Below are 26,456 nucleotides of genomic sequence, written 5' to 3' on the forward strand. Positions count from 1 at the left end.
CGATAAAGGTCTCTCATGTCAGTTGGATGACAGACCGATGACAAGCTGGTGAACGTCTTCTCCCTGAGCGGGTACGCTGGAGTGAACCACTTTTTTCGTGGCTTAGCAATTAATACGAAAGGTACATCTTACGCATTAGTTCGAGTAGCTTAGCCGACCCGGAAATGGCAAGGGGAACCCGCAGGCAATATGCGCCGACTAAATAGTTATTCCGCTCAGTGGCCGCCGCCGCCACCGGGCGCAGGTGCGCCGGGCTTGCGCATGAGAATGGCAAAGACCGCAAGCGAGGCGAAGAGCAGCGTCAGAATGTAGAAAACATCCATGAACGACAGCAGCGAGGCCTGTTGATGCACCATCCCCGAGACCTTGCTCAGCGCCGTTGTCGGGCCGTCGAGGCCGTTGGCCGCAAACTTCCTGGTCATGCTGTCGATGAGTTCCTGCGCTTCAGGATTACCCCAGCGAACATTCTCCGAAAGCTGCGCATAGTGTAATGCGCCCCGGTCCGTGAGAATTGTGTTGATAACCGCAAGCCCTACCGCACCGCCGAGATTACGCGTCAGGTTGAAAAGGCCCGAAGCATTCTTCAATCGCGACGGTGGCAATGTGCCGAGCGCCAGATTGTTGATCGGCACCATGCACAGCATCAGCGAGCAGCCGCGCAGGATCTGCGGAATGAGAAGCTCGTAGAAATCCCAGTCGGCGGTGAGATGCGTCATGGTCCAGGTGCCTGCGGCAAAGCCAAGGAAGCCGATCATGATCATGATGCGCGGATCCATGCGGCCGGAAAGGAAGCCGGCAATCGGTGCCGTCAGGAACATGGAAAGGCCGCTGACAAACAGCGCCTCGCCGATCATGAGCGCGTCGTAGCCGCGAATGCGGCCAAGATAGACCGGATAAATATAAGTCAAGCCATAGAGGCCGATCCCGAGGACGAATGAGAATGCCGACCCGAACGCGAAGTTCAGGTTCTTGAAGGCGAAAAGGTCGACGATCGGCTGTTCGGCGGTAAAGGCGCGATAGAAGAAGGTGACGGCGCCGATAACGAGCACGATACTGCAATAGAAGATCGTCGTGTCCTGCAGCCAGTCATTGCGCGGGCCTTCCTCCAGAACGTATTCGAGCGAACCGAGGAACGCTGCCATGCCGGCAAGCCCCCACCAGTCGAACTTGCTGAGCAGCGAGCGATCGCCCTTGTCGAAGTCGATGAGGTTCCAGGTGGCGACGGCGACCAGAATGCCCGGTATGACGTTGACGAGGAAGAGCCAGTGCCAGGAGAAAGCGTTGCTCAAATAGCCGCCGACTGTCGGCCCGATTGTCGGCGCGAGCGTGGCGACGAGACCGATCATCGGCGAAACGATCGAGCGCTTGGAAGGCGGGAAGATGGTAAAGGCCGCAGCAAAAACGCTGGGGATCATGCCGCCGCCGATAAAGCCCTGAATCGCGCGGTAGATGATCATCTGGTCGATGTTCGTCGCCGTCGCACAAAGAATGCTGGCGAGCGTGAAGCCGGCGGCCGATGCCGAAAACAGGACGCGTGTCGAAAGCAGCCGTCCGAGGAACCCGGACAGCGGAATCATGATGACTTCGGCGATGAGGTAGGACGTCTGCACCCAGGAGATTTCATCGGAACTGGCGCTGAGGCCGGCCTGGATTTCGGCCAGCGAGGCCGAGACGATCTGAATGTCGAGAATCGCCATGAACATGCCGAAGACCATGGCGAGGAAGGCGATAGCCTTCTTCGGATCGATATGTTCGTCCGGAACCGCAGGTGTTGCGGGCCCTCCGATGGCGGCGGCTTTTGACATGATTCTCGGCCTATCCGGCTATGAGCTCGGCGTCGTGCGGGTATCGACGTCGACGACGACGCTCAAACCAGCCTGGAGCTTGCCGCTGGCAAGCACGTCGGCAGGCAAGGCGATACGGACGGGTACGCGCTGAACGACCTTGGTAAAGTTGCCGGTCGCGTTTTCAGGCGGAAGCAGCGAGAAGACGGCGCCGGATGCGGGCGCCACGGAGGCAACGGTGCCTTCGAAGGTCTCGCCCGACAGCGCGTCGACACGTACATGCACCTTTTGCCCGACTTCGATATCCTTGAGCTGCGTTTCCTTGTAGTTTGCATCGATATAGAGCGCGTTTACCGGAACGAGGGCCGCGAGGCGCTGACCCGAGCTGACAAGATCGCCCTTCTTGGCGGCAAGATTGCCGACGACGCCATCCACGGGCGCGCGGATGATGGTGAAGCCCAGGTCGCGAGCGGCCTTGTCCTTGGCGAGTTGCAGCGAGGCGATCGCGCTTTCAGCTTCTTTATACTGGGCGTCGAGCACGCCGATATTGGCGTTTGCCGTGGCAATCTGTGCATCGGACGAGGCAATGTTTGCCTTTGCCTGGTCGAGAGCTGCCGTCGCGTCGTCGAGCTGCGACTGCGATGCAAAGCTCGTTGCATGAAGCTGCTTGGCACGAACCGAAGAGTTCTGCGCATTGGTCAGCACGGCCTGGGCAGCGAGCTTGCCAGCCTGGGCCTGCTGCAACGAAGCCCTGGCGGCTTCCGTCTGCGCCTTGATACGGTCGAGAGAAAGTCTTTGCGTTTCGATCTGCGCCTCGGCCTGCTTCTCGGCAATCGTATAGTCGCCATTGTCGAGCGTGATCAGCGGGTCGCCCGCCTTAACGCGCTGGTTGGCAACGACATTGATCGTGTCGATATAGCCCATGACCTTCGGGGCAATGGCGGTGATATCGCCCTGAACGTAGGCGTCGTCAGTGGAAACCATGAAACGGCCCGTCGTCCACCATTCGTGGCCGTACCAGGCGCCTGCGCACAGGGCAGCGACAACCACGACCGGCAGGATCAAGCGCTTCTTCGAACGCTTCTTCGGCGCTGCCGGCGCTGCCGCGGCAACGTCGGCTTGCGGCGCTTCGACCTTCGCCGGAGCCTCTACCTTGGCGGCAGGAGCCGGGGCCGGAAACTGACGGATATCAGCTTCATTCTTTGCTTTGGACGCTGGCATTGAAAGGCTCTTTCTTATGGAATTCACTCTGAAAAGTGATTGAACCAATCGGTTCGATCATTGACATAGCGCAAATGGAGGCGCATATCAAGTGGATCGAACCGACTGGTTCGAAAAAGAATCGGAAATAAGGAAAATACTTTCATATGTCGTCTACCAAGCCATACGTCGTGAAGGCGCACCCCCTTTCGGATGCCGAGTTCATGACCGATGGGGACCGTCCGGGTCGTCTTGCAGCGGGCCAGGATCCGGCCAAGCGTCAGCAGATCCTCGAGGGGGCAAACCGCATTTTCTCGCAGATGGGTTTTGATGCGGCCAGCATGAATGACATCACGCGTGAGGCCGGCGTTTCGAAGGGCACGATCTACGTTTACTTCGACAGCAAGGAAGAGCTCTTCATGGAGCTCTGCAATCACTATCGCGAAGTGCTGTTTGCCGACATCTACCATGCGCTGGAAAGCGAAGGCGATCTGCGCGACGCTCTGATCGAGTTCGGCACTGCTCTGGCGACGGTCGTAACCTCCGATGTCGTCATCCGCGCCCAGCGGGTCGTCATCGGCGTTGCCGAGCGTATGCCGTCAATGAGCCGCGATTTCTACGAAAGGGGTCCGCGGCGTGGCCAGGCACTGATGCGGGCGCTGATCGACAAGCATGTCGCCGCTGGGACCCTCGACATCGAGGACACCGAGCTTGCAACCTATCAGCTGGCTGACCTTTTCATGTCGGGACTTTTCAAGAAGCGCATATTCGGCTGCATGGCGACGCCTCCGTCGCCCGCGCTTATTCGCAAGACGGTGACATCCGGCGTGGATATTTGGCTGAAGGCCTACAAACGCTAATTGAAGATGGCGGCTAGGCTGCCGCGCAGTTGGCGCAAACGCCGCGTATTTCAATCGTGGTTTTCGACTGCCTGAAGCCGTTTTCGCTTGTCCACTCCCGCACGCGTCCGGTGATCACATCATCGGAGAATTCAGATACCTGACCGCATTTCTCGCAGATGGCGAAGGCGGTCATGCCATGGCTATGGCTGTGGTTGTGTGGATGAGAGCAGGCGACGAAGGCATTGATGCTTTCGAGCCGGTGGATCATGCCGTAGTCGAGCAATTTGTCGAGGGCCCGATAGACCTGGAGCGGGGCGCGGAAACCCTCGCCGCGCAGCTGGTCGAGTATAGTGTAAGCGCTGAGAGGCCCCTCGGCGCGAGCCAGGGCATTGAAAACCAGCGCCTGGTTCTTGGTCAGCTCTTGCGTCGATGTCATTGCCGAAAATGCTCCTTGATCATCAGTAGCAGATAGTCAGTCTTGGGCCTTGGTGCCAGTGGATACACGATTTTCGGCGGTTCTCAAATTCGCCATTGTTGACTAATGTAATAACATCACATATCGATTTGGCAAAGCCCGCGCACTGGCGGCACCTTCAGCGAACGCAGTAGAAACAATGCCCGTACCCTGCCTGACCTTTCGCGACCTTACGCTCGGCTATCACCGGCACCCGGCCGTGCATCATTTGAATGGAAGCGTTCGCCGCGGCTCGCTTACGGCCGTCGTTGGCCTGAACGGGTCGGGCAAATCCACTCTTATGAAGGGGATTGTCGGTGTTTTAAAGCCGATGTCGGGGTCCTGTACGGTCGAGAAGGGGACGCGCATTGCCTACCTGCCGCAGCAGTCCGAACTCGACCGCTCATTCCCTGCGCGTGTTGTCGATCTCGTCTCGCTTGGCCTTTGGCCAAAGCGCGGTCTGCTTGGACGCATCACGGCTGAAGACAAGGAAAGAGTGTCCAAGGCTCTGATGAGCGTCGGGCTCGAAGGCTTCGAACTGCGCCCGATCGACACGCTGTCCGGCGGACAGTTGCAGCGTGCTCTATTTGCCAGGGTCCTGCTGCAGGATGCGGATCTCATCCTGCTCGATGAGCCGTTCAATGCGATCGACACAAAAACCGTCAGCGACCTGATCGATCTTATCAAACGCTGGCACGGCGAAAATCGCACGATCATGGTCGTCGTCCATGATCTCGACCTTGTGCGCGAGCATTTTCCAGAGACGCTGCTCCTTGCGCGAAAACCCATCGCCTGGGGCGCATCGCGTGAGACGCTGCGGCCGGAAAATCTCCTGCATGCGCGTCAATTTCACGAGGCCTGGGAAGAGGGTGCGCCCTGGTGCGAGGACGATGACGCCCATATAGCGGCGCACCACCACGACGACGGTCATCACCATCACGCGCATCATGATCACGAGCACCATCATCACGGGCAGCGCGACCATGTATGATTTCTTTATCGCGCCGTTCGCCGACTACAGCTTCATGCAGCGCGCCTTGCTTGGCTCGATCGCGCTTGCCCTCGGTTCCTGCCCGGTCGGTGTGTTCCTGATGTTGCGGCGCATGAGCCTGACCGGCGATGCGATGGCGCATGCCATCCTGCCTGGCGCCGCGGTCGGCTTTCTTCTTTACGGGCTGCAAATCGTGCCGATGACCATTGGAGGTCTTGTGGCCGGCGTCATCGTCGCGCTCGGCGCCGGCGCCGTCTCGCGCTTCACCATCCAGAAGGAGGACGCGTCGATGGCGGCCTTCTATCTGATTTCACTGGCGCTCGGGGTCCTGATCGTCTCGTTGCGCGGCTCGAATGTCGATTTGATGAATGTGCTTTTTGGAACGGTGCTTGCACTCAACAATGAAGCGCTGAGCCTGATCGGGATAATCTCCGCCATAAGCATCGTCACGCTCGCTATTTTCTGGCGCGGCCTTGTCGCCGAATGCCTCGATCCGCTCTTCCTGCGCTCGGTAAGCCGCATCGGCACGCCGGTGCATTTCATTTTCCTTGCCCTGGTTGTCATCAACCTCGTCGGCGGCTTCCAGGCGCTGGGCACCTTGCTCGCCGTAGGCCTTATGATGCTGCCGGCCGCCGCTGCCCGCTTCTGGACCTCGCGCGTCGGACCGATGTGCGGTCTTGCCATCGTCATCGGCTGCATTTCATGCGCCGGCGGGCTTTTGATTTCCTATCATTTTGCCGTGCCTTCAGGACCCGCCATCATTCTATCGGCCGGTGCGATCTATCTGAGTTCGATCGTTATCGGCACACGTGGCATCATCAATAGCCGCCTGCGTCCTCACCGCCACAGAACCGCCTAGCCAAACCAGGAATGGAATCCATGAAAAAAGCCTTCAAACTTGCCGCAACTGTGAATGTTATACTATTACTGAGCGGGGCCTACTCGACCGCATTTGCGGATCCGCTCAAGGTGGTCTCCAGCTTCACGGTGATTTCGGACTTCGCCAAAAATGTCGGCGGCGACAAGATCAAGCTGACGACCCTCGTCGGCCCGGACGGCGATGCGCATGTCTATGAACCGAAGCCCGCTGATGCCGCGGCGGTCGCCAGCGCCGATGTGGTGCTGGTGAATGGCCTGCATTTCGAAGGCTTTCTGCCGCGTCTCGTCGAGGCGAGCGCCACAAAGGCGCCGATCGTCGAACTGAGCAAGGGCGTTGAGCCGATCAAGAGCGCCGAGGACGAACATCATCATGAAGCCGCCGGCGGCACGCAGCACGAAGAACATGAGGCGTTCGATCCACATGCATTCCAATCGATCAGCAACGCCAAGATTTATGTGAAGAATATCGTCGATGCCTTCTGCACGGCCGACACTGCAAATTGCGACACTTATAAAAGCAACGCGGCCGCCTATACGGCAAAGCTCGACGCCACCGAAACCGAGGTCAAGGCGGCAATCGCCTCTATCCCGGAGTCTAAGCGGCTGGTCATCACGTCACATGATGCCTTCGGCTATTTCCAGCATGAATATGGTCTGACCTTCCTCGCGCCGGAGGGAATATCGACGGATTCGGAGGCCTCTGCCGCCGATATTGTCGCCCTGATCAAGCAGATCAAGGAAGACAAGGCCTCGGCGATTTTCGTTGAGAACATCACCAATCCCCGCCTCATCGAGCAGATCGCCAGCGAAACAAAGCTCAAGGTCGGCGGGACGCTCTATTCGGATGCATTGTCAAAGCCGAACGAGGGTGCAAGCACCTACATCGACATGATGCACCACAATATCGAGACGTTCAAAAAGGCCATACTCGGCAGTTGATGGCAACTGCGGTCCGGAATGTCCGGACCGCGGCTGGCGTCAGATGAAGGCTGCGGTCTGGGCCGGCGAAATGCGGACCTTCCCGATGTTGCGTCCCTCCATCTCGACGATCTCGAATTCGAGGTCGTCGACGGTAAGTTTCTCGCCCGCTGCGGGAATGTGACCCATATTCCACAGGATATAGCCCGCAAGCGTCGTGTAGCGGTCGCCATCGTCGACCAGGTCGCGATCGATCAGGCCGCCAAGGCGGCGAATGTCGATATAGCCGTCAACGACCATGCTGCCGTCCTCGGCGCGCTCGATGACCGGACTATCCTCGCCCTCCTCGGGGAAGTCGCCGGCGATCGCTTCAAGTACGTCGGTAGGCGTGACGATGCCCTCGAACGAACCATGCTCGTCGAGCACCACGCCCATCTGCACGTATGAGCCGCGCAACTGTTCCATGACGCGCAGCACATTGGCGTTTTCGTGGAAGATCAGCGGCTGGCGCGTCACTTTTTCCCAATCGATCTTGCCGCCGTCGAGTATGGCAAACAGGAGGTCCTTGGTCAGCGCAACGCCGACAAATTCATCGACGCGCCCGCGCGCCAGCACCACACGGCTGTGGGATAGGGTGCGGATCTCGGCAAGGAGTTCCTCGTTGGTCTCGTCGAGATCGAGCCATTCGACTTCATTGCGGGGCGACATGATCGAGCGCACCGGGCGTTCGACGAGGTCGAGCACGCCGCGTATCATTTCCTTCTCTTCCGGATGGAAAACGTCGCTTGCGGCGCTGTGCTCGGCAATGACATCGAGCGTATCGGAATGCGGCGCCTCCGCGCCGCGTCCGCCGCCGAGAAGGCGCAGCACGGCGCCGGCGGTGCGGTCGCGCAGATCCATCGTGGTGACGTGTTTTTCACGGTTGTGGCGTCCCAGCTGGTTGGCCGCTTCGACGAGGACCGAGAAGCCGATCGCAGCGTAGAGATAGCCCTTCGGAATGTGGAAGCCGAAGCCTTCGACGATGAGGCTGAAGCCGATCATCATCAGGAAGCCCAGACAGAGGATGACGACCGTCGGGTGGCGATTGACGAAATTCATGAGCGGCTTTGCCGCCAGCATCATCACGCCGACGGCGATGACGACCGCGATCATCATGACTTCGAGATACTTCACCATGCCGACAGCGGTGATGACGCTATCAAGGGAGAACACAGCATCAAGAACCACGATCTGGGCGATGACCTGCCAAAAGACCGCGTTGGCGGCATTCGTTTCCTTGGCGGAAAGATGCCCTTCAAGGCGCTCGTGCAGTTCCATCGTGCCCTTGAACAGGAGGAACACGCCGCCGATTATGAGGATGATGTCACGCCCGGAAAATCCGAAGCCTGCCACGCTGAACAGCGGGGTCGTGAGCTTTACCACCCAGGAAATCGAGGCAAGCAGCAGCAGGCGCATGATCAGCGCCAGCGAAAGGCCAAGAATACGCGCGCGATTGCGCTGGTGCGCAGGCAGCTTGTCGGCAAGAATCGCGATGAAGACGAGATTGTCGATGCCGAGAACGATCTCGAGTACGATCAGGGTCAGGAGTCCTATCCAGGCATTGGGATCGGCAATCCAGTCAAGGGTCCATTCCATTGGAACGTCAGGTCCTTTCGAAGAAAATGATCAGCGCGCAGCGCGGCGGGCGGACGCGCCGACGCGTGACAACGCAACGCCACAGCGGGAACCGCGGGCGTGGGGGAAAACGGAATAAATAGCGCAATAGGAGTGTAGTCGCTGACGCTGCGCATGCAGAGTCGGCATGCTTCGCAAGTCCGGACTTGGAGGCTCTTCAGATTGATCGTCCGGCATCGATGCGCGGTCAGTCCCTGTTTGACTGGCTGTCAAAGTGAAAATTGCGTGTGCCAGATACGCCTATAATGGCAGCCGCAAGGTCCGAGTTCAAGGGGTAGCCGGGTGTTTTGGCTACCCGGCAAACCCGCCGGTATCGAGAAATGCCTGTTCGTCCTCAGTCATTGTGCGGCCGAGAATGGCGTTGCGATGCGGAAAGCGGCCGAAGCGCTGGATGATATCGTAGTGGTCATGGGCGTATTCGACATTGGCCGGCGAGCCACCGCTGCAAAGTTCGACACACCGCCTCTGATCGTCGAGGTCTTCGGAATGCATGAAGGGGAGATAGAAGAAGGCGCGCAAGGGATTTTCGATGGAGATATCGTGACCCTGTTCGAGCGCGCGGTGGGCATACATGCGGGCCAGCGAGTCCGTCGCATACATGTGGCCGGTATTGCGAAAGAAATTGCGGGGAAACTGATCGAGCAAAACCATCAGTGCCAGAGCTCCGTGGGGAGTATCGACCCAGTGTTCATATTCGCGGCGCGCTGCGACATAGTGGTCGTCGAGAAACTGTGCGCGGCACAGTTCATCGAATGCCTCGTCCTTGGTCCACCATTTTTCCTCTCCGGCCTCGCGCCAGAAATCGACAATGGCTGTGATCTTCGCATCGTCCGTGTCAGGCATGATGATGATCCCTTCAATTTGCGTCGGCGTTTTGCGGCGGTTGCACCCCGGCGACCTCGGGGTTGATTACCTGACCGGCGCGGCGCGGCTTGATAAGCGGGCCGGGAACCGGGGCATTGCCCTTCATGAGGTCGATGCCGGCGCGAATGCCGCCAGCCACCTGAAGGTCGAGACGTTCCGCGTCGCGCCGTCTCACGTCCTCGATCACGTCGGCGGCCTCGCGCCTGTCGACGCCGAGCCCGACGAGCGTATTCTCGCCAAAGATCAGCGCCGATTCGAAGGTCTCGCGCATCTGGTAATCGACGCCGATCTTGATGAGTTCGATCGTGTTGCCGCGGTCGTAGGCGCGAGCATAGATTTGCACGAGCGGGAATTCGGATTTGAGCAGATTGGCGATCGAAAGGATTGTCTCCGCCTTGTCGACGCAAATGAGAACCGCCTGGGCCCGACCGGCGCCGGCGGCGTGCAGAATATCAAGCCGAGTGCCATCGCCGTAATAGACCTTGAAGCCGAATTGCGATGCCGCCTGGATCATTTCGACGTCGTTGTCGATGATCGAGATATCGACACCGCGCAGCAGCAACGGCTGGCAGGAAATCTGTCCGAACCTGCCGAAGCCGATGATCAGCACGTTGCCCGAAAGGCCTTCCGCCACCTCGACCGCTTCCAGGTCCTGTTTTTCTTCCGGCATGAGAAAACGCAGGGCAACGAGAAGCAGGGGTGTCAGAAACATCGAGAAGATGATCACGGCGGTAAGAATTGCATTTGCCTGGCCGTCGAGAATGCCCACGGCCGTCGCGGTCGCATAGAGCACGAAAGCGAATTCTCCGCCCTGGGCCATGATGACGGCGCGTTCGATCGCCTCGCGGTTGGATGATTTCAGCAGCCGTGCAACGGCATAGATCCCTGTCGCTTTCACGACCTTGAAGGCGATGACGTAGAAAATGACGGTCTTCCAGTTGGCAGCGACAACGCTCAAGTCGAGCGACATGCCGACCGCGAGGAAGAACAGGCCGAGCAAGATGCCACGGAAAGGCTCGATATCGGCTTCGAGCTGGTGGCGGAACGTCGATTCGGAAAGGAGCACGCCGGCAAGGAACGCGCCCATGGCCATGGAGAGCCCGCTCACCTGCATCAGCAACGCCGATCCAAGGACGACGAGCAGCGCCGCCGCCGTCATGACCTCGCGGGCGCGCGATTGCGCAAGAAATCCGAAAAGCGGATTGAGCAGGTATTTGCCGGCAAGAACGAGCCCGACAATGGCCCCGATCCCTATGCCGATCGGAACCCAGTGCATGCCGCCTGCGGCTTCCACGCTCATCGGGGCGAGAAAAGCGACGATCGCGAGCAAGGGGACGATGGCCAGATCTTCAAGAAGAAGGATCGACACCATGCGCTGGCCCTGGGGCGTCGCCGTCTCGCCGCGCTCCTCGAGAAGTTGCATGACAATGGCGGTCGACGTCAGAACGAAGCCGGCGCCGGCGACGAAGGAATGCGCCACAGGAAAGCCGGTGGCGATGCCGACGCCGGTCAGAAGGAGGGCGCAGACACCGACCTGAAGCGCGCCAAGTCCGAAGATGTCCTTGCGCAACCCCCATAGCCGGGAAGGCTGCATCTCAAGGCCAATGATGAAAAGAAACATCACGACGCCGAGTTCCGCCACATGCAGGATCGTTTCGGGATCGGAAAAGAACTTAAGGCCGAAAGGGCCGATGACGACCCCGGCTGCCAGATAACCGAGGATGGAGCCAAGGCCGAGGCGCTTGAACAAGGGCACGGCGACGACGCCCGCACCGAGCAGGACCACGACGCTTAAAAGATCCGGTCCGCTTGTCTCTACCGCCATTGTCGCCCCTGCCATTTGTGCCGCTGATTTTACCATGGGTAAAGCGGCAGGCGGCAGCAGGCAAGCCTATTTGAACCGATGGCAGCTTCAGCCGAGATTCCAGATGCGGGTGGCGTTCTGCGAGAAAAGCTTGCCCCGCTCCTCGTTGCTGCAGCCGGAAACGAGCGCATGGGTTGCCGCGACCCAGGTAGCAAGCCCGCCGCCAAGCGTGCAAACGGGCCAATCGCTGCCCCAGACGAGTCGGTCAAAACCGAAACTGTCGATCACGTGATGAACATAGGGCTTGAGCGTATCCACTTGCCAATCGTCCGGGTCCGCATAGGCAACCACCCCCGATATCTTGGCGATGACGTTGCTGCGCTTGGCGATCTCGGCAACCTTTCCGCTCCATTCGTCGAACTTTTCGCCCTTGATATCCGGCACGCCGCAGTGATCGAGGATAAAGGTGACATCCGGCGCAAGGTCGACGAGCGCGATCGCCTTGTCGATCTGACGCGGCAGGACACAGAGGTCGAAAGTCAGCCGCGTTTTGCCGAGGCTCTTGATATTGTTGCGAAACGTCGGGCTTTCCGAAAGCGCGTCTGGCATCACGTGGAGCACGCGGCGAAAACCTTTCACCAGGGGGTTGGCAACCTGACGTTCGAGGAAGGCCGGAAAATCCCCGTCTTCCGGACGGCAGGAGGATATGGCTCCGGCAATAAGGCTGTCCTTACGGCGGGCAAGGCTCGCAATGTAGGCCGTTTCCGTCTCGATCTCGTGCGCGGCGACGTCCACTTCCATGTGCAGCGCCTGTGCAATACCGGCGCGGCGCGCCTGCGAGGCATATTCCTCGTAGCTGAAGTCGCGGTTGAGGGCTTCTGCGCCGGCAAGCCAGGGATAAGAGAGGGCAGACTGATCGATAATATGAAGGTGGGTATCGATCAAGGGCATGACTGACATGGGGATTTCCTCCTTCGGTCAGGCGTGCCGGGGCACGCTTGAATGAATGACGTCGGCCCCGGCGAGTGCCGATAATTTCTGGGCCGTCGCCACCAGCATCTTGCGGGCATCGTCGATGGCCGGAGCGTTCGCAATGTTCAGGAGCTGAATATAGGGACAGGTCAGGGCGGCAATTGCGCGCCCGTCCGGCCCAAGTACCGGCGCCGAAACGTTGTAGACCCCCGCGGTCTGAGCGCTCGGCATGACCTCATAACCACGCTCGCGAATCTGGTTGAGGCGTTCGAGAAAGTCGGCAGGCTGGGCAATATCGTCCGCGTGTTTCTCGTATTCTGCAATCATCAGGGCGCGCTCATCATCGGACCTGAAGGCAAGAAGCACGTGGCCGGATCCGGTGTTGAACAGGCTGATATGCGAGCCGACGCGGATCGAGATGCCCCAGTAGTCCGGGGCTTCCTGCTGGGCGATGACCACCGCCGCGCCACGATCGAAGACGCTGAGCTGGTTGGCCTGCTTTGAGTTGACGGCAAGGTCGCGCATCAAGGGTGTCGCATAGGATACTAGGCGACGTACCGGCGCATGGAGTTGCGCAAGGCCGAAGAGTTTAAGGGTCAGCGAGTAGCGGTCGCCCTCCAGCCGTGTAACGTAGCCGCGCCGCACCAGCCGGTCGAGCATACGATAAAATTCATTGGGGCTTCGCCCGAGAAACTTGGCAATTTCCGCCTGGGTGAGCCCCCCATCAATCCCAGAAAGCAGTTCGAGAATATCTAGCCCCTTGTCGAGCGCAGGCGCCCGATACCGGTCGCTGTCGTCTTCGTCCGTCATGAAAAATCTCCCCATTGAGAGTATGCATATACGAAGAGGATATTCGTAGGAAAGCGAATTCCTTGCTTGACGATAGAGCCTAATTAATGTTTGTATATGAATGAAGCGCCCATATATGGGTGTTTAACTGTGCGGGAGCCGGGGAGCGGTCCCGCTTTGGGAGGAATTTCGATGAAGTATCTTTTGGCCAGCGTTTCAGCTGGGGCTATCGCGTTGTTGGCAGCGCAGGGAGCCGTTGCGGCAGACTTGCCTGGAAAATTCGACGGCGTGACGATCGACGCCAAGCTTATCGGCGGTCAGCAGTACGAGCCTCTCTACGAGCGTATCGGCGAGTGGGAAAAGCTGACGGGCGCCAAGGTCAACATCCTGTCGAAGAAGAACCACTTCGAGCTCGACAAGGAGATCAAGTCGGATATCGCCTCGGGCAGCCTGAACTGGTGCGTTGGATCGAACCACTCGTCGTTCGCGCCGCAGTATCCAGGCATCTATACCGACCTGAACAAGCTGCTTCCGGCGGAAGAAATCGCGGAATTCGTCCCCAACAACATCAAGGCCTCGACGCTTGACGGCAAGCTCGTCATGCTTCCGCGCGCACAGTTCGACGTATCGGCGCTCTATTACCAGAAGAGCCTTTACGAGGACGAGGCCAACAAGAAGGCGTTCAAGGAAAAGTACGGATACGACCTGACGCCGCCGGATACCTGGCAGCAGGTTTCGGATCAGGCGCAGTTCTTCACCAAGGCGCCGGACTTCTACGGTACGCAGTTCGCTGGCAAGGAAGAGGCGATCAACGGCCGCTTCTATGAAATGGTCATTGCCGAAGGCGGCGAATATATCGACGCGCAAGGCAAGCCGGCATTCAATTCGGAAGCCGGCGTCAAGGCGCTCGACTGGTTCGTCAACCTCTACAAGGCAAAGGCTGTGCCTGCTGGCACGACCAACTATCTGTGGGATGATCTCGGCCAGGGCTTCGCTTCAGGTTCGATCGCCATCAACCTCGATTGGCCGGGCTGGGCCAGCTTCTTCAACGACCCGAAGTCGTCGAAGGTCGCGGGCAATGTCGGCATCAAGGTGGCGCCTAAGGGTTCTTCCGGCAAGCGCACCGGCTGGTCGGGCCATCACGGCTTCTCGGTCACGGAAAACTGCGCCCACAAGGATGCCGCTGCTTCCCTGGTCTGGTGGCTGACCAACGAAGACAGCCAGAAGCTCGAAGCCAAGAATGGCCCGCTGCCGACGCGCACCAAGGTGTGGGAATGGGATATCGAGCAGTCGAAATCCGATCCGTACAAGTCGGAAGTGCTGAATGCGTTCCAGGAAGAGGCAAAGAGCGCTTTCCCGGTTCCGCCACTTGCCGAATGGATCGAAATTTCCAACGCGGTCTATCCGGAACTGCAGGCGGCGATCCTTGGCGACAAGACGTCAAAGGAAGCGCTTGATACCGCAGCCCAGAAGGCAACCGACATCCTGAAGGACGCCGGCAAGCTCTGATCTGATTTCAATTTCGGGACGGTGCCGCACGCGGTGTTGTCCCGATCGTCCAATTCATCCGGCGCGGGGCAATGACCTTGCCCTGAGCTGGAAGTTTTACCTTTAAGGTCAGTGATTATTGCGCTGGCTCGCTTTCCAGGTGACGTCAGAACAAGGCATCCGATGAAATCTCTCAAACTATCAGCGCCGACACTCTTGCTACTGCCCGCGATCATTGTTCTTGCCGCCGTGATCGTCCTGCCGCTGCTTTTCTCGCTTTATTCGAGTTTTACGCCGTTCCGTCTGACCAAGCCCGAGACGATCTGGGTTCTCATCGGATTCCGGAACTACGTCACGGCCCTCACCAGCTATGAATTCTGGACGGCGTTCGGACGCACCGTTCTGCTTTTGACGATTGCGCTCAACGCGGAAATGATGCTCGGCCTCGGACTTGCCATGCTCGTCAACAAGGCAACGCACGGTCAGCGGCTCCTGCGCACACTGATGATGTTCCCGATGATGTTCTCGCCAGTGCTTGTCGGCTTCCAGTTCAAGTTCCTCTTCAATGACAATGTGGGCTTCATCAACAACGCCCTGCAATCGCTCGGTCTTGCCACCAATGCCATACCGTGGTTGATCGACGGCAACCTTGCCCTGTTCTCGATCATCGTCGCCGAGATCTGGTCGTCGACCTCGGTCTTCGCCATCCTGATCCTCGCCGGACTCCTCGCCATGCCGCAGGAGCCGATCGAAGCGGCCCGGGTCGACGGCTGCACGCCCTGGCAGACATTCCGTTTCGTCACATGGCCGTACCTGATGCCGTTCGCGTTCATCGCCATGACGATCCGCTCGCTCGACGTTGCGCGCGCCTATGACATCGTCAAGATAATGACCGATGGCGGGCCGGCCAAGCGCACCGAACTCCTGTGGACCCTCATCGGGCGCACCGCCTATAGCGATGGCCGCATGGGGTTTGCCAATGCCATGGCCTATATCTCGATCCTGCTGTCGATCCTTTTCACGGTCTATTTCTTCAGGAAACTTGCGGCTGCGCGCCAGCAGATTGGAGCGGAGTGGTAAGATGGATCTGAATACATCCCATAGATTCAAGCGCCGCGCGCTGAAGTTCGCCCACCTCGTCGGCCTTTTCCTGGCGATGCTGGTGATCTGCCTGCCGGGCCTCTGGATCGTCCTGAGTTCGCTGCGTCCCACTGTCGAGATCATGGCGAAACCACCGGTCTGGATTCCGCAGGAACTGTCATTCGATGCCTATCGCGCCATGTTCGGTGGGGCCGGGCAGGGCGGCATTCCAGTCATCGACTATTTCCGCAATTCGCTGATCATCTCGATTACGTCGACGATCATTGCGCTGGTCGTCGGCACCGCCGGCGGCTACGCCTTTGCCCGCTACAAGTTCAAGGGCAAGTCCGGTATCTTCCTCGGCTTCATGCTGACGCGTGCGGTGCCCGGCATTGCGCTGTCGCTGCCCCTGTTCATGATCTTCGCGCGCCTCGGCATCATCGATACGCACTTTGCGATGATCCTGGTTTATGTGGCGCTGAATGTGCCATTTACGATCTGGCTCATCGACGGCTTCTTCCGCCAGGTGCCGAAGGACCTTGCGGAGGCCGCGCAGATCGACGGCTGCACGCGCTGGCAGGCATTCTGGCAGGTGGAATTTCCGCTCGCCGGGCCCGGTATTGCCTCCGCCGGCATCTTCGCATTCCTCACCTCGTGGAACGAGTATGCGCTTGCCTCGCAGATCACCCGCTCGGTTAATTCGAAGACGCTGCCCGTCGGCCTTCTCGATTATACGTCGGAATTTACCATCGACTGGCGCGGCATGTGCGCGCTCGCCGTCGTCATGATCATTCCGGCGCTCACCCTGACGTTCATCATTCAAAAGCATCTCGTATCCGGACTGACGTTCGGCGCGGTGAAAGGTTAGTTCGCATGGCTCCCGTCACACTCAAAAAGCTGGTCAAGCGCTACGGCAATGTCGACGTCGTGCATGGCATCGATCTTGAGGTCAAGGATCGCGAGTTTATCGCGCTTGTCGGTCCTTCCGGCTGCGGCAAGTCGACGACGCTGCGGATGATCGCAGGCCTCGAGGATATCAGCGACGGCGTGATCGAGATCGGCGGCAAGCCCGTCAACGATCTGCCGCCGCGCGCCCGCAATATTTCGATGGTGTTTCAATCCTACGCGCTCTACCCGCATATGACCGTGCGGGAGAATATGGGCTTTTCGCTGAAGATCGGCAAAGTTGCACAGAGCGAGATCGACGCCCGCGTCAACGAAGCGGCACAGATTCTCGATCTCGGCAAATATATGGACCGCCGGCCGTCGCAACTTTCCGGCGGCCAGCGCCAGCGTGTCGCGATGGGGCGGGCCATCGTGCGCCAGCCCGATGTCTTCCTCTTCGACGAACCGCTCTCCAATCTCGATGCCAAGCTGCGCACACAGGTGCGAACCGAGATCAAGCGCCTGCACAACAAGGTTCAATCCACCATGATCTATGTGACGCACGATCAGGTCGAGGCGATGACGCTTTCGGATCGCATCGTCATCATGCGCGACGGCTATATCGAACAGGTCGGAACGCCCGACGAGGTGTTCAAGCGTCCGGCCACGCGCTTTGTCGCCGGCTTCATCGGTTCGCCGCCGATGAACCTCAACGAAGCCAGCGTCGCGGACGGAAAGCTCATTTTCGAGGGCGGCCAGAGCCTGCCGCTACCGGCAGAGTTCCGCAACAAGGTCGCGGCCGGCGACAAGGTGATTTTCGGCCTGCGTCCTGATGATATCTACCCGACGGGGCACGGCCTCAATTCCGGTGAAGCCACCGATGTTCACGAACTCGAATTGCCGGTGTCGATCACCGAGCCGCTCGGCAATGAAACGCTGCTCTTTGTCACCATGGCAGAGCGCGAATGGGTTTCGCGCATGCTCAATCCTCGCGCCATTGCCGGCGGCGAGGTGGTAAAGTTCAGTTTCGACCTGTCGCAGGCGCATCTCTTCTCGCCCGAAACCGGCAAAACCTTGCGGAGCTGATACGATGGCAAAGATTGAACGCGTAGAACTGCGCATGGTGGATCTGCCGCCGAAAGTCCTGCGGACAGACGCCATCCAGAGTTTCGTCAGCCAGGAAACGCCTATCGTCACCATCACCGACAGCGATGGCGCAACCGGCACCGGCTACAGCTATACGATCGGCACAGGCGGCTCCTCGGTCATGCGGCTCCTTTCCGATCACCTTGTTCCGCGCATACTCGGCAAGGATGCCGACCAGATCGAAGCCATCTGGCGTGATCTCGAATTCGCAACGCACGCGACGACCATTGGTGCAATCACGGCGATAGCGCTGGCCGCCGTCGATACGGCGCTCTGGGATTTGCGGGCGAAGAAGCAGGGCCTGCCACTATGGAAACTTGCAGGCGGCGCCAAGGATCGCTGTCCCCTCTATACAACCGAGGGTGGTTGGCTGCACATTGAAAAGCAGGCGCTGGTTGACGATGCGCTGCAGGCGCAGGCCAAGGGGTTCCGCGGCGCCAAGGTCAAGATTGGCCGGCCGCATGGCTCGGAGGATCTCGACCGGCTTTCCGCCGTGCGCGATGCTGTCGGTCCCGGCTTCGAAATCATGACGGATGCCAACCAGGGCTTTGCCCTCGACGAGGCCATTCGTCGTTCGCATGTGCTGCGCGATGTCGATCTTGCCTGGCTGGAAGAGCCGCTGCCGGCGGATGACATCGATGGGCATGTGCGCCTTTCATCCGCCACGGCAATACCGGTCGCGGTCGGCGAATCGCTCTATTCGATCCGCCACTTCCGCGAATATATGCAGAAGCGTGCCTGCTCGATCGTGCAGGTGGATGTCGGTCGTATCGGCGGTATCACGCCATGGCTGAAGGTCGCGCACACGGCGGAAGCCTTCGACATGCCGGTCTGCCCGCACTTCCTCATGGAACTGCATGTGAGCCTTACCTGCGCCGTCCAGAATGGCAAATATGTCGAATACATCCCGCAACTCGATGATCTCACGCATACGCAGATGCAGATCGAGAACGGCCAAGCTGTGGCGCCCTCCGAACCCGGCATCGGCATCGATTGGGACTGGGATGCGGTCAAAGGCCGGAGCGTCGAGGAATTTACCACCGAGATAAGGGTCTGACGATGCAGCGCATGGGCATGATGATCGGGCTCAACCCGGATAAGGTCGCCGAATACAAGCGCCTGCATGCTGCTGTCTGGCCTGAGATTCTCGCGCTTATTTCGAGCTGCAATATCCGCAACTACACAATCTTTCTGCGCGAGCCGGAAAACGTCCTGTTCGGCACCTTCGAATATCACGGAACGGATTTTGCCGCCGATATGGCGAAGATGGCGGCGGACCCGAGGAATCAGGAATGGTGGGCCGAGTGCATGCCATGCCAGATTCCGCTCGAAACCCGAGCCGAAGGCGAGTGGTGGGCGACGATGGAAGAAGTGTTCCATCTCGACTGATGAGGAATAGTGATGCGTTTTGACCCCACGGCCCTGCAGCAGAGTTGGCCATTGCCTGAAAAGCCAAGGCCCATCGTGACCTTCGGCGCCGGCAGCATCGTCGGCGATGCGCACTACCCCGCCTATCGGAAGGGCGGCTTTCCGATTGCCGGACTGTTTGACCCCGACCTCGACAAGGCGCGCAAGCTGGCCGATCAGTGGGGCGTGACCGCTTACGCGTCGCTGGCGGAAGCCGCTGCGGTGAAGGATGCGATCTTCGATCTGGCGACGCCGCCTTCGCGCCATGCGGATGTGTTGCGGGCGCTGCCGCAGGGATCGTTCGCGCTGATCCAGAAGCCTATGGGCAGCGACCTTGGAGAAGCCTCCGAGATCGTCGAGATTTGCCGCAAGCGCAATATTACGGCCGCCGTCAACTTCCAGCTGCGCTTTGCGCCGATGATGCTCGCCCTGAAAGATGTGATCGCGCAAGGTTGGCTTGGCGACGTCATCGATTTCGATGCCTGGCTGGCGCTTGACACGCCGTGGTCGCTCTGGCCGTTCCTCGCTGGCCTGCCCCGGGTCGAAATCGCCATGCATTCGATCCACTATATCGATCTCATCCGCCAGATTCTCGGCAATCCGCTGGGCGTTCATGCCAAAACCCTGGGACATCCGAACCACAAGGTCGCGCAGACGCGGACGAGCGCCATTCTCGATTACGGCGATCGAGTGCGCTGTGCGCTCTCCATCAACCACGACCACAAATTCGGCCGCAAGTTCCAGGCCTGCGAGTTCCGTATCTGCGGCACTGAAGGCGCTGCCTATGTGAAGCTCGGGGTCAATCTCGACTATCCGCGCGGCGAGCCGGACGTGCTGATGATCTACCCGAAGGGCGGCGGCTCGGACTGGATCGACGTTCCCCTGAAAGGGGCCTGGTTCCCGGATGCCTTCATTGGGCGCATGGCCAATCTGCAGCGTTTCGCGAGCGGGGAAGACGAGACCTTGGTCAGTTCGGTCGAAGATGGCTGGCAGACGATGGCGCTGGTCGAGGCGGCTTATGAATCGAGCGCAATGCCGGCAACGCCGCTGGCGAAACTGGCGGAGGCGTGAATGGCCGAACAGGCAATCTATTTCGAAGATTATGAACTCGGCCATGTACGCGTCACCTCCGGGAGGACGATAACCGAGACCGATTTCGTGGTGCATGCCGGCCATACCGGCGATTTCTTCCCGCACCACATGGACGCGGAATTTGCCAGGACGACGCCGTTCGGCCAGCGCGTGGCGCATGGCACGATGATCTTTTCGATCGGCGTCGGGCTCACGGCGAGCCTGATCAATCCCGTGGCTTTTTCCTATGGCTACGACCGGCTGCGCTTTGTGCGCCCGGTGTTCATCGGCGATACGATTCGGACCCGCGTGACCATCAGCGCCAAGGAAGATGATCCAAAGCGCACCGGCAGCGGCCGCGTGGTCGAGCGCTGCGAAGTTCTGAACCAGCGTGACGAGGTGGTTCTCGCCGCAGATCACATCCTGATTGCCGAGCGCAGGGCATCGGGTGCATGACAGGCACGATATGTGTCGAAATGGAGGTTTGAAATGACAGGCAAGCTTGCGGGCAAGCGCGTTCTCATCACGGCGGCAGGGCAGGGCATCGGGCGGGCATCCGTGCTCGCATTCGCCCGCGAAGGCGCAATCGTCCATGCGACGGATATCAACGAGCAACTTCTCGATGCCTTGCCCAAGGAAGACAGTATCCATCCGCGCAAGCTCGATGTGCTTAAGACCGACGAGGTCAACCGGGTGATCGGCGAGATCGGGGCGATCGACGTCTTGTTCAATTGCGCCGGTTTCGTGCACGGCGGCTCTATCCTCGAAATGCCGGATGCCGATCTCGACTTTGCCCTCGATCTCAACGTTCGCGCGATGATCCGCACGATCAGGGCGGTGCTGCCGGGAATGATCGAGCGCAAGGATGGCGCGATCGTCAACATGTCTTCCGTTGCAAGCAGCGTGAAGGGCGTGCCGAACCGTTTCGCCTACGGCGTGACCAAGGCTGCGGTGCTCGGTCTGACCAAGGCGGTGGCCGCCGACTACATCACGCAAGGTATTCGCTGCAACGCGATATGCCCCGGCACGGTCGAAAGCCCGTCGCTGGAGCAGCGCATGCGCGCCGGGGGCGACTATGCGACGACGCGTGCGGCATTCATCGCTCGCCAGCCCATGGGACGCCTCGGCTTGCCGGAAGAGATTGCCGATCTTGCCGTCTATCTCGCCGGCGCGACCTACACGACCGGCCAAGCCTACAATATCGATGGCGGCTGGACGGTCTAACCAAAGGAATAAATGATGAAATTTCTACGCTATGGCGCCCCGGGACAGGAAAAGCCCGGCATACTCGACAATCAAGGCCGGATTCGCGATCTCTCGGAAAAAGTCAGCGACCTTTCGGGCGCCGTACTTGATCCGGCAGCGCTGGCAAAGCTGGCCGATCTCGATGTGGATGGCCTTCCGCTCGTCGAGGGCACCCCGCGTCTCGGTCCCTGCGTTGCCGGTACCGGAAAGTTCATCTGCATCGGCCTCAACTATGCCGACCACGCTGCAGAATCCGGGATGGCCGTGCCACCGGAACCCGTGATCTTCATGAAGGCGACCTCCGCCATTGTCGGGCCGAATGACGACCTGCTCATACCGCGCGGTTCGGAAAAGACCGACTGGGAAGTGGAACTCGGCGTCGTCATCGGCCGTACCGCAAAATATGTCAGCGAAGCCGACGCGCTCGACTACGTCGCCGGCTACTGCACCGTTCATGACGTCAGCGAGCGCGCGTTCCAGATCGAGCGTGCCGGGCAATGGACCAAGGGCAAGAGCTGCGACACGTTCGGGCCGACCGGCCCGTGGCTGGTGACGAAGGACGAGATCGCCGACCCGCAAAATCTCAAGATGTGGCTCACCGTCAATGGCGAGACGATGCAGAACGGCTCGACAAAGACCATGGTTTACGGCGTTGGCTTCCTCGTTTCCTATCTCAGCCAGTTCATGAGCCTGCAGCCCGGCGACATCATTTCGACCGGCACGCCGCCCGGCGTCGGAATGGGCATGAAGCCGCCGCGCTATCTCAAGGCGGGCGATGTCATCGAGCTTGGAATTGAGGGCCTTGGCAACCAGAAGCAGGTGGCGCGCGCCGATACCTGATCATTTGCGATAAACCAAAATTGAACACGAGATTACTGGGCAATTCAGGAGCAAGACATGACCCGCATCACCGATCTTCGGGTTTTCGACATCCGTTTCCCTACATCGCAGGGCCTCGACGGTTCCGACGCGATGAACCCGGATCCGGATTATTCGGCGGCCTATGTCGTTCTTGATACGGATAAGGATGGTCTTGCCGGGCACGGCCTCACATTCACCATCGGGCGTGGCAACGAGATTTGCTGCCTCGCCATCGAAGCGATGAAGCATCTGGTCATCGGACTTGAACTCGACTGGGTGAAGGAAAATCCGGGACGCTTCTGGCATTTCATCACCGGCGACAGCCAATTGCGCTGGATCGGGCCGGACAAGGGCGCAATGCATCTTGCCACCGGCGCCGTCGTCAACGCCGTCTGGGACTTGCTGGCTAAGGAAGCCGGCAAACCAGTCTGGCAGCTGGTCGGCGAGATGACGCCGGAGGAAATCGTCAACATTGTCGATTTCCGCTACCTGACCGATGTGCTGACCCGCGATGAGGCACTCGACATTCTGCGGAAAGCCGATGCCGGCAAGGCCGAACGCATTGCTGCCCTCAAGGCCGAAGGCTATCCTTGCTATACGACCTCCGCCGGTTGGCTCGGCTATTCCGATGAAAAGCTGCGCCGGCTTTGCCAGGAGGCCGTCGATGCCGGATTCAACCACGTCAAGATGAAGGTCGGGCGCGATCTCGAGGATGACATCCGCCGGCTGACGATCGCCCGCGAGGTGATCGGTCCAGACCGTATCCTGATGATCGATGCCAACCAGGTCTGGGAGGTCAACGAGGCCATCGACTGGGTGAAGAAGCTCGCCTTCGTCAAGCCGTTCTTCATCGAGGAACCGACGAGCCCGGATGATGTTGCCGGGCATCGCAAGATTCGCCAGGCAATCAAGCCGGTCAAGGTGGCGACCGGCGAGATGTGCCAGAACCGAATCATGTTCAAGCAGTTCATCGCTGAAGGTGCCATCGATGTGGTCCAGATCGATTCCTGCCGCATGGGCGGGCTCAACGAGGTGCTGGCGGTGCTGTTGATCGCGGCGAAATACAATCTGCCGGTCTGGCCGCATGCGGGCGGTGTCGGCCTCTGCGAATATGTGCAGCATTTGTCGATGATCGACTACATCGCAGTATCGGGCACCAAGGAGGGGCGGGTGATCGAATATGTCGATCATCTGCATGAGCATTTCGTCGATCCCTGCGATATTCGCAATGCCGCCTATATGCCCCCTTCGATCCCGGGATTCTCGATCGAGATTAAGCCGGAATCGATCAGGCAATATCTGCATCGCCCGATGGTATGATCGGCGTCAGTGCCACAAATCGACAGCGCCCGGGGTCAAGGGTGCGGCGCACCATTTGACCGAAATGCTGCGTGTCGCCGTTCGTAAATGGGATGTCGTTTCCGCACCTATCCTTTTCCAAAGCCCGATGCTTTTATCGTGATCACTTGAGGTGCCGCTTTCTAGGGAAGGCGGAGAATTGGGAAGCCGGTTAAAACCCGGCGCTGCCCCCGCAACGGTAGTGGAGTAAAACGCGGCAAAACAGCCACTGGGAGTGCACCCCGGGAAGGCGCCGTGAAGTCTGAAAAGGCAACTCCAGAGCCCGGAAACCAGCCTTGAGGGAAAACCGACTGATCGCGGTGGGCGATCAAGGAGCATGGCTTTGTGCGGCCGACAAAGGTTGGCTGTACGGACGTTCTTCTCCGTCACCACCAGTCAGTTCTTTGCAGGCTTAAGGCGAGGACGCGACATGGACATTCGCAATGAACTTCTCCGGAATCTCAGAAACCGGAAACCGGGCTACGGACTGGAACAGGCTTTCTACTCGGACCCAGACTATTACCGTCTCGACATGGAGACGATCTATTATCGCGACTGGCTGTTCATCGGCCATGATTGCGAAGTCGCCAAACCCGGCAATTATTTCACCGTGCAGGTCGGCGACTACCCGGTCGTCATCGTTCGCGACCGCCAGGGACAGATTCGCGCCTTCCACAATTCCTGCCGCCATCGCGGTTCGCGCATCTGCGCGGGTGAGAAGGGGAGCTCGGCAAAACTCGTCTGCCCCTATCACCAGTGGACGTATGAGCTCGACGGACGTCTGCTTTTTGCCCGCCAGATGGGTGACGATTTCGACGCGAGCCAGTTCAGTCTGAAAACGGTGCATTGCGAGAGCGTCAGCGGCTACATCTTCATCTGCCTGGCGCAGATCGCGCCCGATTTCACCCCGACACGCACCCTGCTCGAGCCGTATCTTTCGCCACACCGGTTGACGGAGACCAAGGTCGCCTTCCAGAGTTCGATCGTCGAAAAAGGCAACTGGAAGCTCGTCTGGGAGAACAACCGCGAGTGCTACCATTGCGCCGGCAACCATCCCGAGCTTTGCAAGACCTTCCCGGAAGCGCCGAGCGCCACCGGAATTCAGGGTTCGAAGGAAGATCCGGAAATGGTATCGCACTGGGACAAGTGCGAGGCTGCCGGTCTGCCAAGCGTATTCCGCATCGCTGATGATGGGCAATATCGGGCGACCCGTGTTCCGCTCATCAACAATGCCGAGAGCTATACTCTATCGGGCAAGCGGGCGGTCGGCCGTCAGCTCAGCGACGACGTCAACGCCAGGAGCATAGGTTCGCTCCTGCTCTACCATTATCCAACGACTTGGAATCATATTCTTGGTGACCACGCGATTTCTTTCCGTGTCTTGCCACTCGGTCCGAACGAGACGCAAGTCACGACCAAGTGGCTGGTTCATAAGGATGCGGTTGAGGGTGTCGACTATAATCTCGAAGAGCTGACGCATGTCTGGCTGGAAACCAACGATCAGGACCGTCGCATCGTCGAGGAAAACGCGTTCGGCATTCGCTCGCCGGCCTATGAACCCGGTCCCTATTCGGTCGAGCATGAAGGCGGCGTCCTTCAATTCCTCGAATGGTACAGCAATGCCATGGAAGCGCGGCTTTCCGGCGATACGAAACTCAGCAGGGTTGCTTGAATGAACATTGGCGTTTCCCAGAATTTTCCGCACCTCGACCAGATGCAGCCGTGGAACGACCGGCTGCATCTTCTCGAATGTCTTTCGATCGTCGAGGAAGCGCCCAATGTGAAGACCTTCACCTTCCGCTCGGATAATCATAACTGGTTTCGTTATGAGCCTGGCCAGTTCATGACCTTCGAGCTGCCCGTGCAACCGGAAGCGGTTTTGCGTACCTTTACATTATCATCGAGCCCCTCCCGACCCTTCACCGTCGCCGTGACGGTTAAGGCGCAGGAAGGCAGCATCGGCACGCGCTGGATGCTCGATCATCTCATGCCGGGCGTGCGCCTCAAGGCATTTGGCCCGCTCGGCGACTTTTCGATGCGCAAGCATCCCGGCAGCAAGTATCTCTTCATATCAGCCGGCTCAGGCATCACGCCCATGATGTCGATGACGCGCTGGATGCATGATTGCGCGCCGCAGAGCGATATCAATTTCGTTACCTGCGCGCGGCGGCCGAGCGATATCATTTTCCGCAAGGAACTCGAATATCTGACGAGCTGCATGCCGAACCTGAAATTGACCTTCCTCATCAAGGAGCACGAGATGGGGCAGGTCTGGACCGGCATACGCGGCAGGCTCGAAACGCCGAAGCTGCCGCTGCTCGCCCCGGACTTCAAGGACAGGACCATTTTCTGCTGCGGTCCGGAAAGCTTCATGCGTGATGTGCGCAATATGCTCGAAGCGTCCGGATTCGACATGGCCCACTACCATCAGGAAAGCTTCGGCCCGGCGCCCGAGCCTGTTCTGCCGATGCTCGACGGGGTCTCCACGGAGCCGGCCGCCGCGAGCGCGACGGTGACCTTCTCGATGTCCGGCATGGAAGTGCCATGCGCGGCCGGCGAAACAATCCTCAAGGCGGCGCGCGGTGCTGGAATCCGCATTGCCGCCGCCTGCGAGTCGGGTCTTTGCGGCACGTGCAAAGTTATGAAGCTCGCCGGCAACGTCGACATGGACCACAATGGCGGCATCCTCGATGAGGAAATCGACGAGGGCTATATCCTCGCCTGCTGCTCCAAGCCGCTCGGCAATGTCGAAGTCGAGGCTTAA

25 protein-coding genes and 1 riboswitch are annotated in these 26,456 nt (G+C 59.3%); of the genes, 17 read left to right on the forward strand and 8 right to left on the reverse strand.

Annotated elements, in window-relative coordinates; all coding sequences use genetic code 11:
• Positions 1 to 215: 215 nt before the first annotated feature.
• Positions 216 to 1,805, reverse strand: coding sequence for a DHA2 family efflux MFS transporter permease subunit (locus AC1DNI_RS12325; protein ID WP_477692053.1), 1,590 nt, complete (start codon positions 1,803 to 1,805; stop codon positions 216 to 218).
• 18 nt (positions 1,806 to 1,823) lie between these two features.
• On the reverse strand, positions 1,824 to 3,005 hold the full coding sequence (locus tag AC1DNI_RS12330; RefSeq protein WP_477692054.1) for an HlyD family secretion protein: 1,182 nt from the start codon (positions 3,003 to 3,005) through the stop codon (positions 1,824 to 1,826).
• Positions 3,006 to 3,151: 146 nt separating this feature from the next.
• Here AC1DNI_RS12330 and AC1DNI_RS12335 point away from each other — a divergent pair, with 146 nt between their 5' ends.
• Positions 3,152 to 3,844, forward strand: coding sequence for a TetR/AcrR family transcriptional regulator (locus AC1DNI_RS12335; protein WP_091944045.1), 693 nt, complete (start codon positions 3,152 to 3,154; stop codon positions 3,842 to 3,844).
• Between the two features lie 13 nt (positions 3,845 to 3,857).
• Here AC1DNI_RS12335 and AC1DNI_RS12340 read toward each other — a convergent pair whose 3' ends face one another.
• Positions 3,858 to 4,262, reverse strand: a complete 405-nt coding sequence (locus tag AC1DNI_RS12340; protein WP_027229541.1) for a Fur family transcriptional regulator — start codon at positions 4,260 to 4,262, stop codon at positions 3,858 to 3,860.
• A 178-nt stretch (positions 4,263 to 4,440) separates the two neighbouring features.
• Here AC1DNI_RS12340 and aztA point away from each other — a divergent pair, with 178 nt between their 5' ends.
• From aztA to aztC, 3 genes are read left to right on the forward strand one after another with little or no spacing between them, the layout of a single operon-like run.
• Positions 4,441 to 5,271, forward strand: a complete 831-nt coding sequence (gene aztA / locus AC1DNI_RS12345; protein ID WP_477692055.1) for a zinc ABC transporter ATP-binding protein AztA — start codon at positions 4,441 to 4,443, stop codon at positions 5,269 to 5,271.
• On the forward strand, positions 5,264 to 6,130 hold the full coding sequence (aztB, locus tag AC1DNI_RS12350; protein WP_477692196.1) for a zinc ABC transporter permease AztB: 867 nt from the start codon (positions 5,264 to 5,266) through the stop codon (positions 6,128 to 6,130). Before aztA ends, aztB begins: the two co-directional genes overlap by 8 nt.
• Before the next feature lie 20 nt (positions 6,131 to 6,150).
• Positions 6,151 to 7,089 (forward strand): zinc ABC transporter substrate-binding protein AztC, encoded by a 939-nt coding sequence (gene aztC / locus AC1DNI_RS12355; RefSeq protein ID WP_477692056.1) that lies wholly within the window; start codon positions 6,151 to 6,153, stop codon positions 7,087 to 7,089.
• Positions 7,090 to 7,128: 39 nt separating this feature from the next.
• Here the strand turns inward: aztC and AC1DNI_RS12360 are convergent, their stop codons facing one another.
• From AC1DNI_RS12360 to AC1DNI_RS12380, 5 genes are all read right to left on the reverse strand, one after another.
• Entirely contained in the window at positions 7,129 to 8,703 is a 1,575-nt protein-coding gene (locus tag AC1DNI_RS12360; protein WP_113280865.1) for a TerC family protein, read from the reverse strand.
• 330 nt (positions 8,704 to 9,033) lie between these two features.
• Entirely contained in the window at positions 9,034 to 9,585 is a 552-nt protein-coding gene (locus tag AC1DNI_RS12365) for a DUF924 family protein (RefSeq protein WP_477692057.1), read from the reverse strand.
• Positions 9,586 to 9,598: 13 nt separating this feature from the next.
• Positions 9,599 to 11,431, reverse strand: a complete 1,833-nt coding sequence (locus AC1DNI_RS12370) for a monovalent cation:proton antiporter-2 (CPA2) family protein (protein ID WP_228017822.1) — start codon at positions 11,429 to 11,431, stop codon at positions 9,599 to 9,601.
• An 87-nt stretch (positions 11,432 to 11,518) separates the two neighbouring features.
• Positions 11,519 to 12,370: an amidohydrolase family protein gene (locus AC1DNI_RS12375; RefSeq protein ID WP_477692058.1), complete on the reverse strand. Its 852-nt coding sequence runs from the start codon at positions 12,368 to 12,370 to the stop codon at positions 11,519 to 11,521.
• A gap of 18 nt (positions 12,371 to 12,388) precedes the next feature.
• On the reverse strand, positions 12,389 to 13,192 hold the full coding sequence (locus tag AC1DNI_RS12380) for an IclR family transcriptional regulator (protein WP_153668358.1): 804 nt from the start codon (positions 13,190 to 13,192) through the stop codon (positions 12,389 to 12,391).
• Between the two features lie 171 nt (positions 13,193 to 13,363).
• Between AC1DNI_RS12380 and AC1DNI_RS12385 the strand changes: the two genes are divergently transcribed.
• The 13 genes from AC1DNI_RS12385 to AC1DNI_RS12445 all read left to right on the forward strand — a co-directional run bounded on the left by AC1DNI_RS12385 (position 13,364) and on the right by AC1DNI_RS12445 (position 26,456).
• Positions 13,364 to 14,680: a type 2 periplasmic-binding domain-containing protein gene (locus tag AC1DNI_RS12385; RefSeq protein WP_091923983.1), complete on the forward strand. Its 1,317-nt coding sequence runs from the start codon at positions 13,364 to 13,366 to the stop codon at positions 14,678 to 14,680.
• 162 nt (positions 14,681 to 14,842) lie between these two features.
• Positions 14,843 to 15,739: a carbohydrate ABC transporter permease gene (locus AC1DNI_RS12390; protein ID WP_027229551.1), complete on the forward strand. Its 897-nt coding sequence runs from the start codon at positions 14,843 to 14,845 to the stop codon at positions 15,737 to 15,739.
• Position 15,740: 1 nt separating this feature from the next.
• On the forward strand, positions 15,741 to 16,607 hold the full coding sequence (locus AC1DNI_RS12395; RefSeq protein ID WP_091923981.1) for a carbohydrate ABC transporter permease: 867 nt from the start codon (positions 15,741 to 15,743) through the stop codon (positions 16,605 to 16,607).
• Positions 16,608 to 16,612: 5 nt separating this feature from the next.
• Entirely contained in the window at positions 16,613 to 17,710 is a 1,098-nt protein-coding gene (locus AC1DNI_RS12400; RefSeq protein WP_027229553.1) for an ABC transporter ATP-binding protein, read from the forward strand.
• Between the two features lie 4 nt (positions 17,711 to 17,714).
• Entirely contained in the window at positions 17,715 to 18,827 is a 1,113-nt protein-coding gene (locus AC1DNI_RS12405; protein ID WP_477692059.1) for a mandelate racemase/muconate lactonizing enzyme family protein, read from the forward strand.
• Positions 18,828 to 18,829: 2 nt separating this feature from the next.
• Positions 18,830 to 19,159 carry an L-rhamnose mutarotase gene (locus AC1DNI_RS12410; protein WP_091923977.1) on the forward strand — a complete coding sequence of 110 codons (330 nt, stop codon included), beginning with the start codon at positions 18,830 to 18,832 and terminating at the stop codon, positions 19,157 to 19,159.
• Between the two features lie 6 nt (positions 19,160 to 19,165).
• Positions 19,166 to 20,248, forward strand: coding sequence for a Gfo/Idh/MocA family protein (locus tag AC1DNI_RS12415; protein ID WP_477692197.1), 1,083 nt, complete (start codon positions 19,166 to 19,168; stop codon positions 20,246 to 20,248).
• On the forward strand, positions 20,249 to 20,704 hold the full coding sequence (locus AC1DNI_RS12420; protein WP_228017826.1) for a MaoC/PaaZ C-terminal domain-containing protein: 456 nt from the start codon (positions 20,249 to 20,251) through the stop codon (positions 20,702 to 20,704).
• A gap of 33 nt (positions 20,705 to 20,737) precedes the next feature.
• Positions 20,738 to 21,472 carry an SDR family oxidoreductase gene (locus AC1DNI_RS12425; RefSeq protein ID WP_477692060.1) on the forward strand — a complete coding sequence of 245 codons (735 nt, stop codon included), beginning with the start codon at positions 20,738 to 20,740 and terminating at the stop codon, positions 21,470 to 21,472.
• A 15-nt stretch (positions 21,473 to 21,487) separates the two neighbouring features.
• Positions 21,488 to 22,333: a fumarylacetoacetate hydrolase family protein gene (locus AC1DNI_RS12430; RefSeq protein ID WP_477692061.1), complete on the forward strand. Its 846-nt coding sequence runs from the start codon at positions 21,488 to 21,490 to the stop codon at positions 22,331 to 22,333.
• A gap of 57 nt (positions 22,334 to 22,390) precedes the next feature.
• Positions 22,391 to 23,674 (forward strand): L-fuconate dehydratase, encoded by a 1,284-nt coding sequence (locus tag AC1DNI_RS12435; RefSeq protein WP_477692062.1) that lies wholly within the window; start codon positions 22,391 to 22,393, stop codon positions 23,672 to 23,674.
• Positions 23,675 to 23,806: 132 nt separating this feature from the next.
• Positions 23,807 to 24,005: riboswitch (cobalamin riboswitch) on the forward strand.
• 117 nt (positions 24,006 to 24,122) lie between these two features.
• The gene (locus AC1DNI_RS12440) at positions 24,123 to 25,364 is read left to right on the forward strand and encodes an aromatic ring-hydroxylating oxygenase subunit alpha (RefSeq protein WP_477692063.1); all 1,242 of its coding nucleotides are present in this window, start codon (positions 24,123 to 24,125) and stop codon (positions 25,362 to 25,364) included.
• Positions 25,365 to 26,456, forward strand: coding sequence for an FAD-binding oxidoreductase (locus tag AC1DNI_RS12445; RefSeq protein ID WP_477692064.1), 1,092 nt, complete (start codon positions 25,365 to 25,367; stop codon positions 26,454 to 26,456).

This window comes from Phyllobacterium sp. 01N428 (assembly GCF_056399405.1).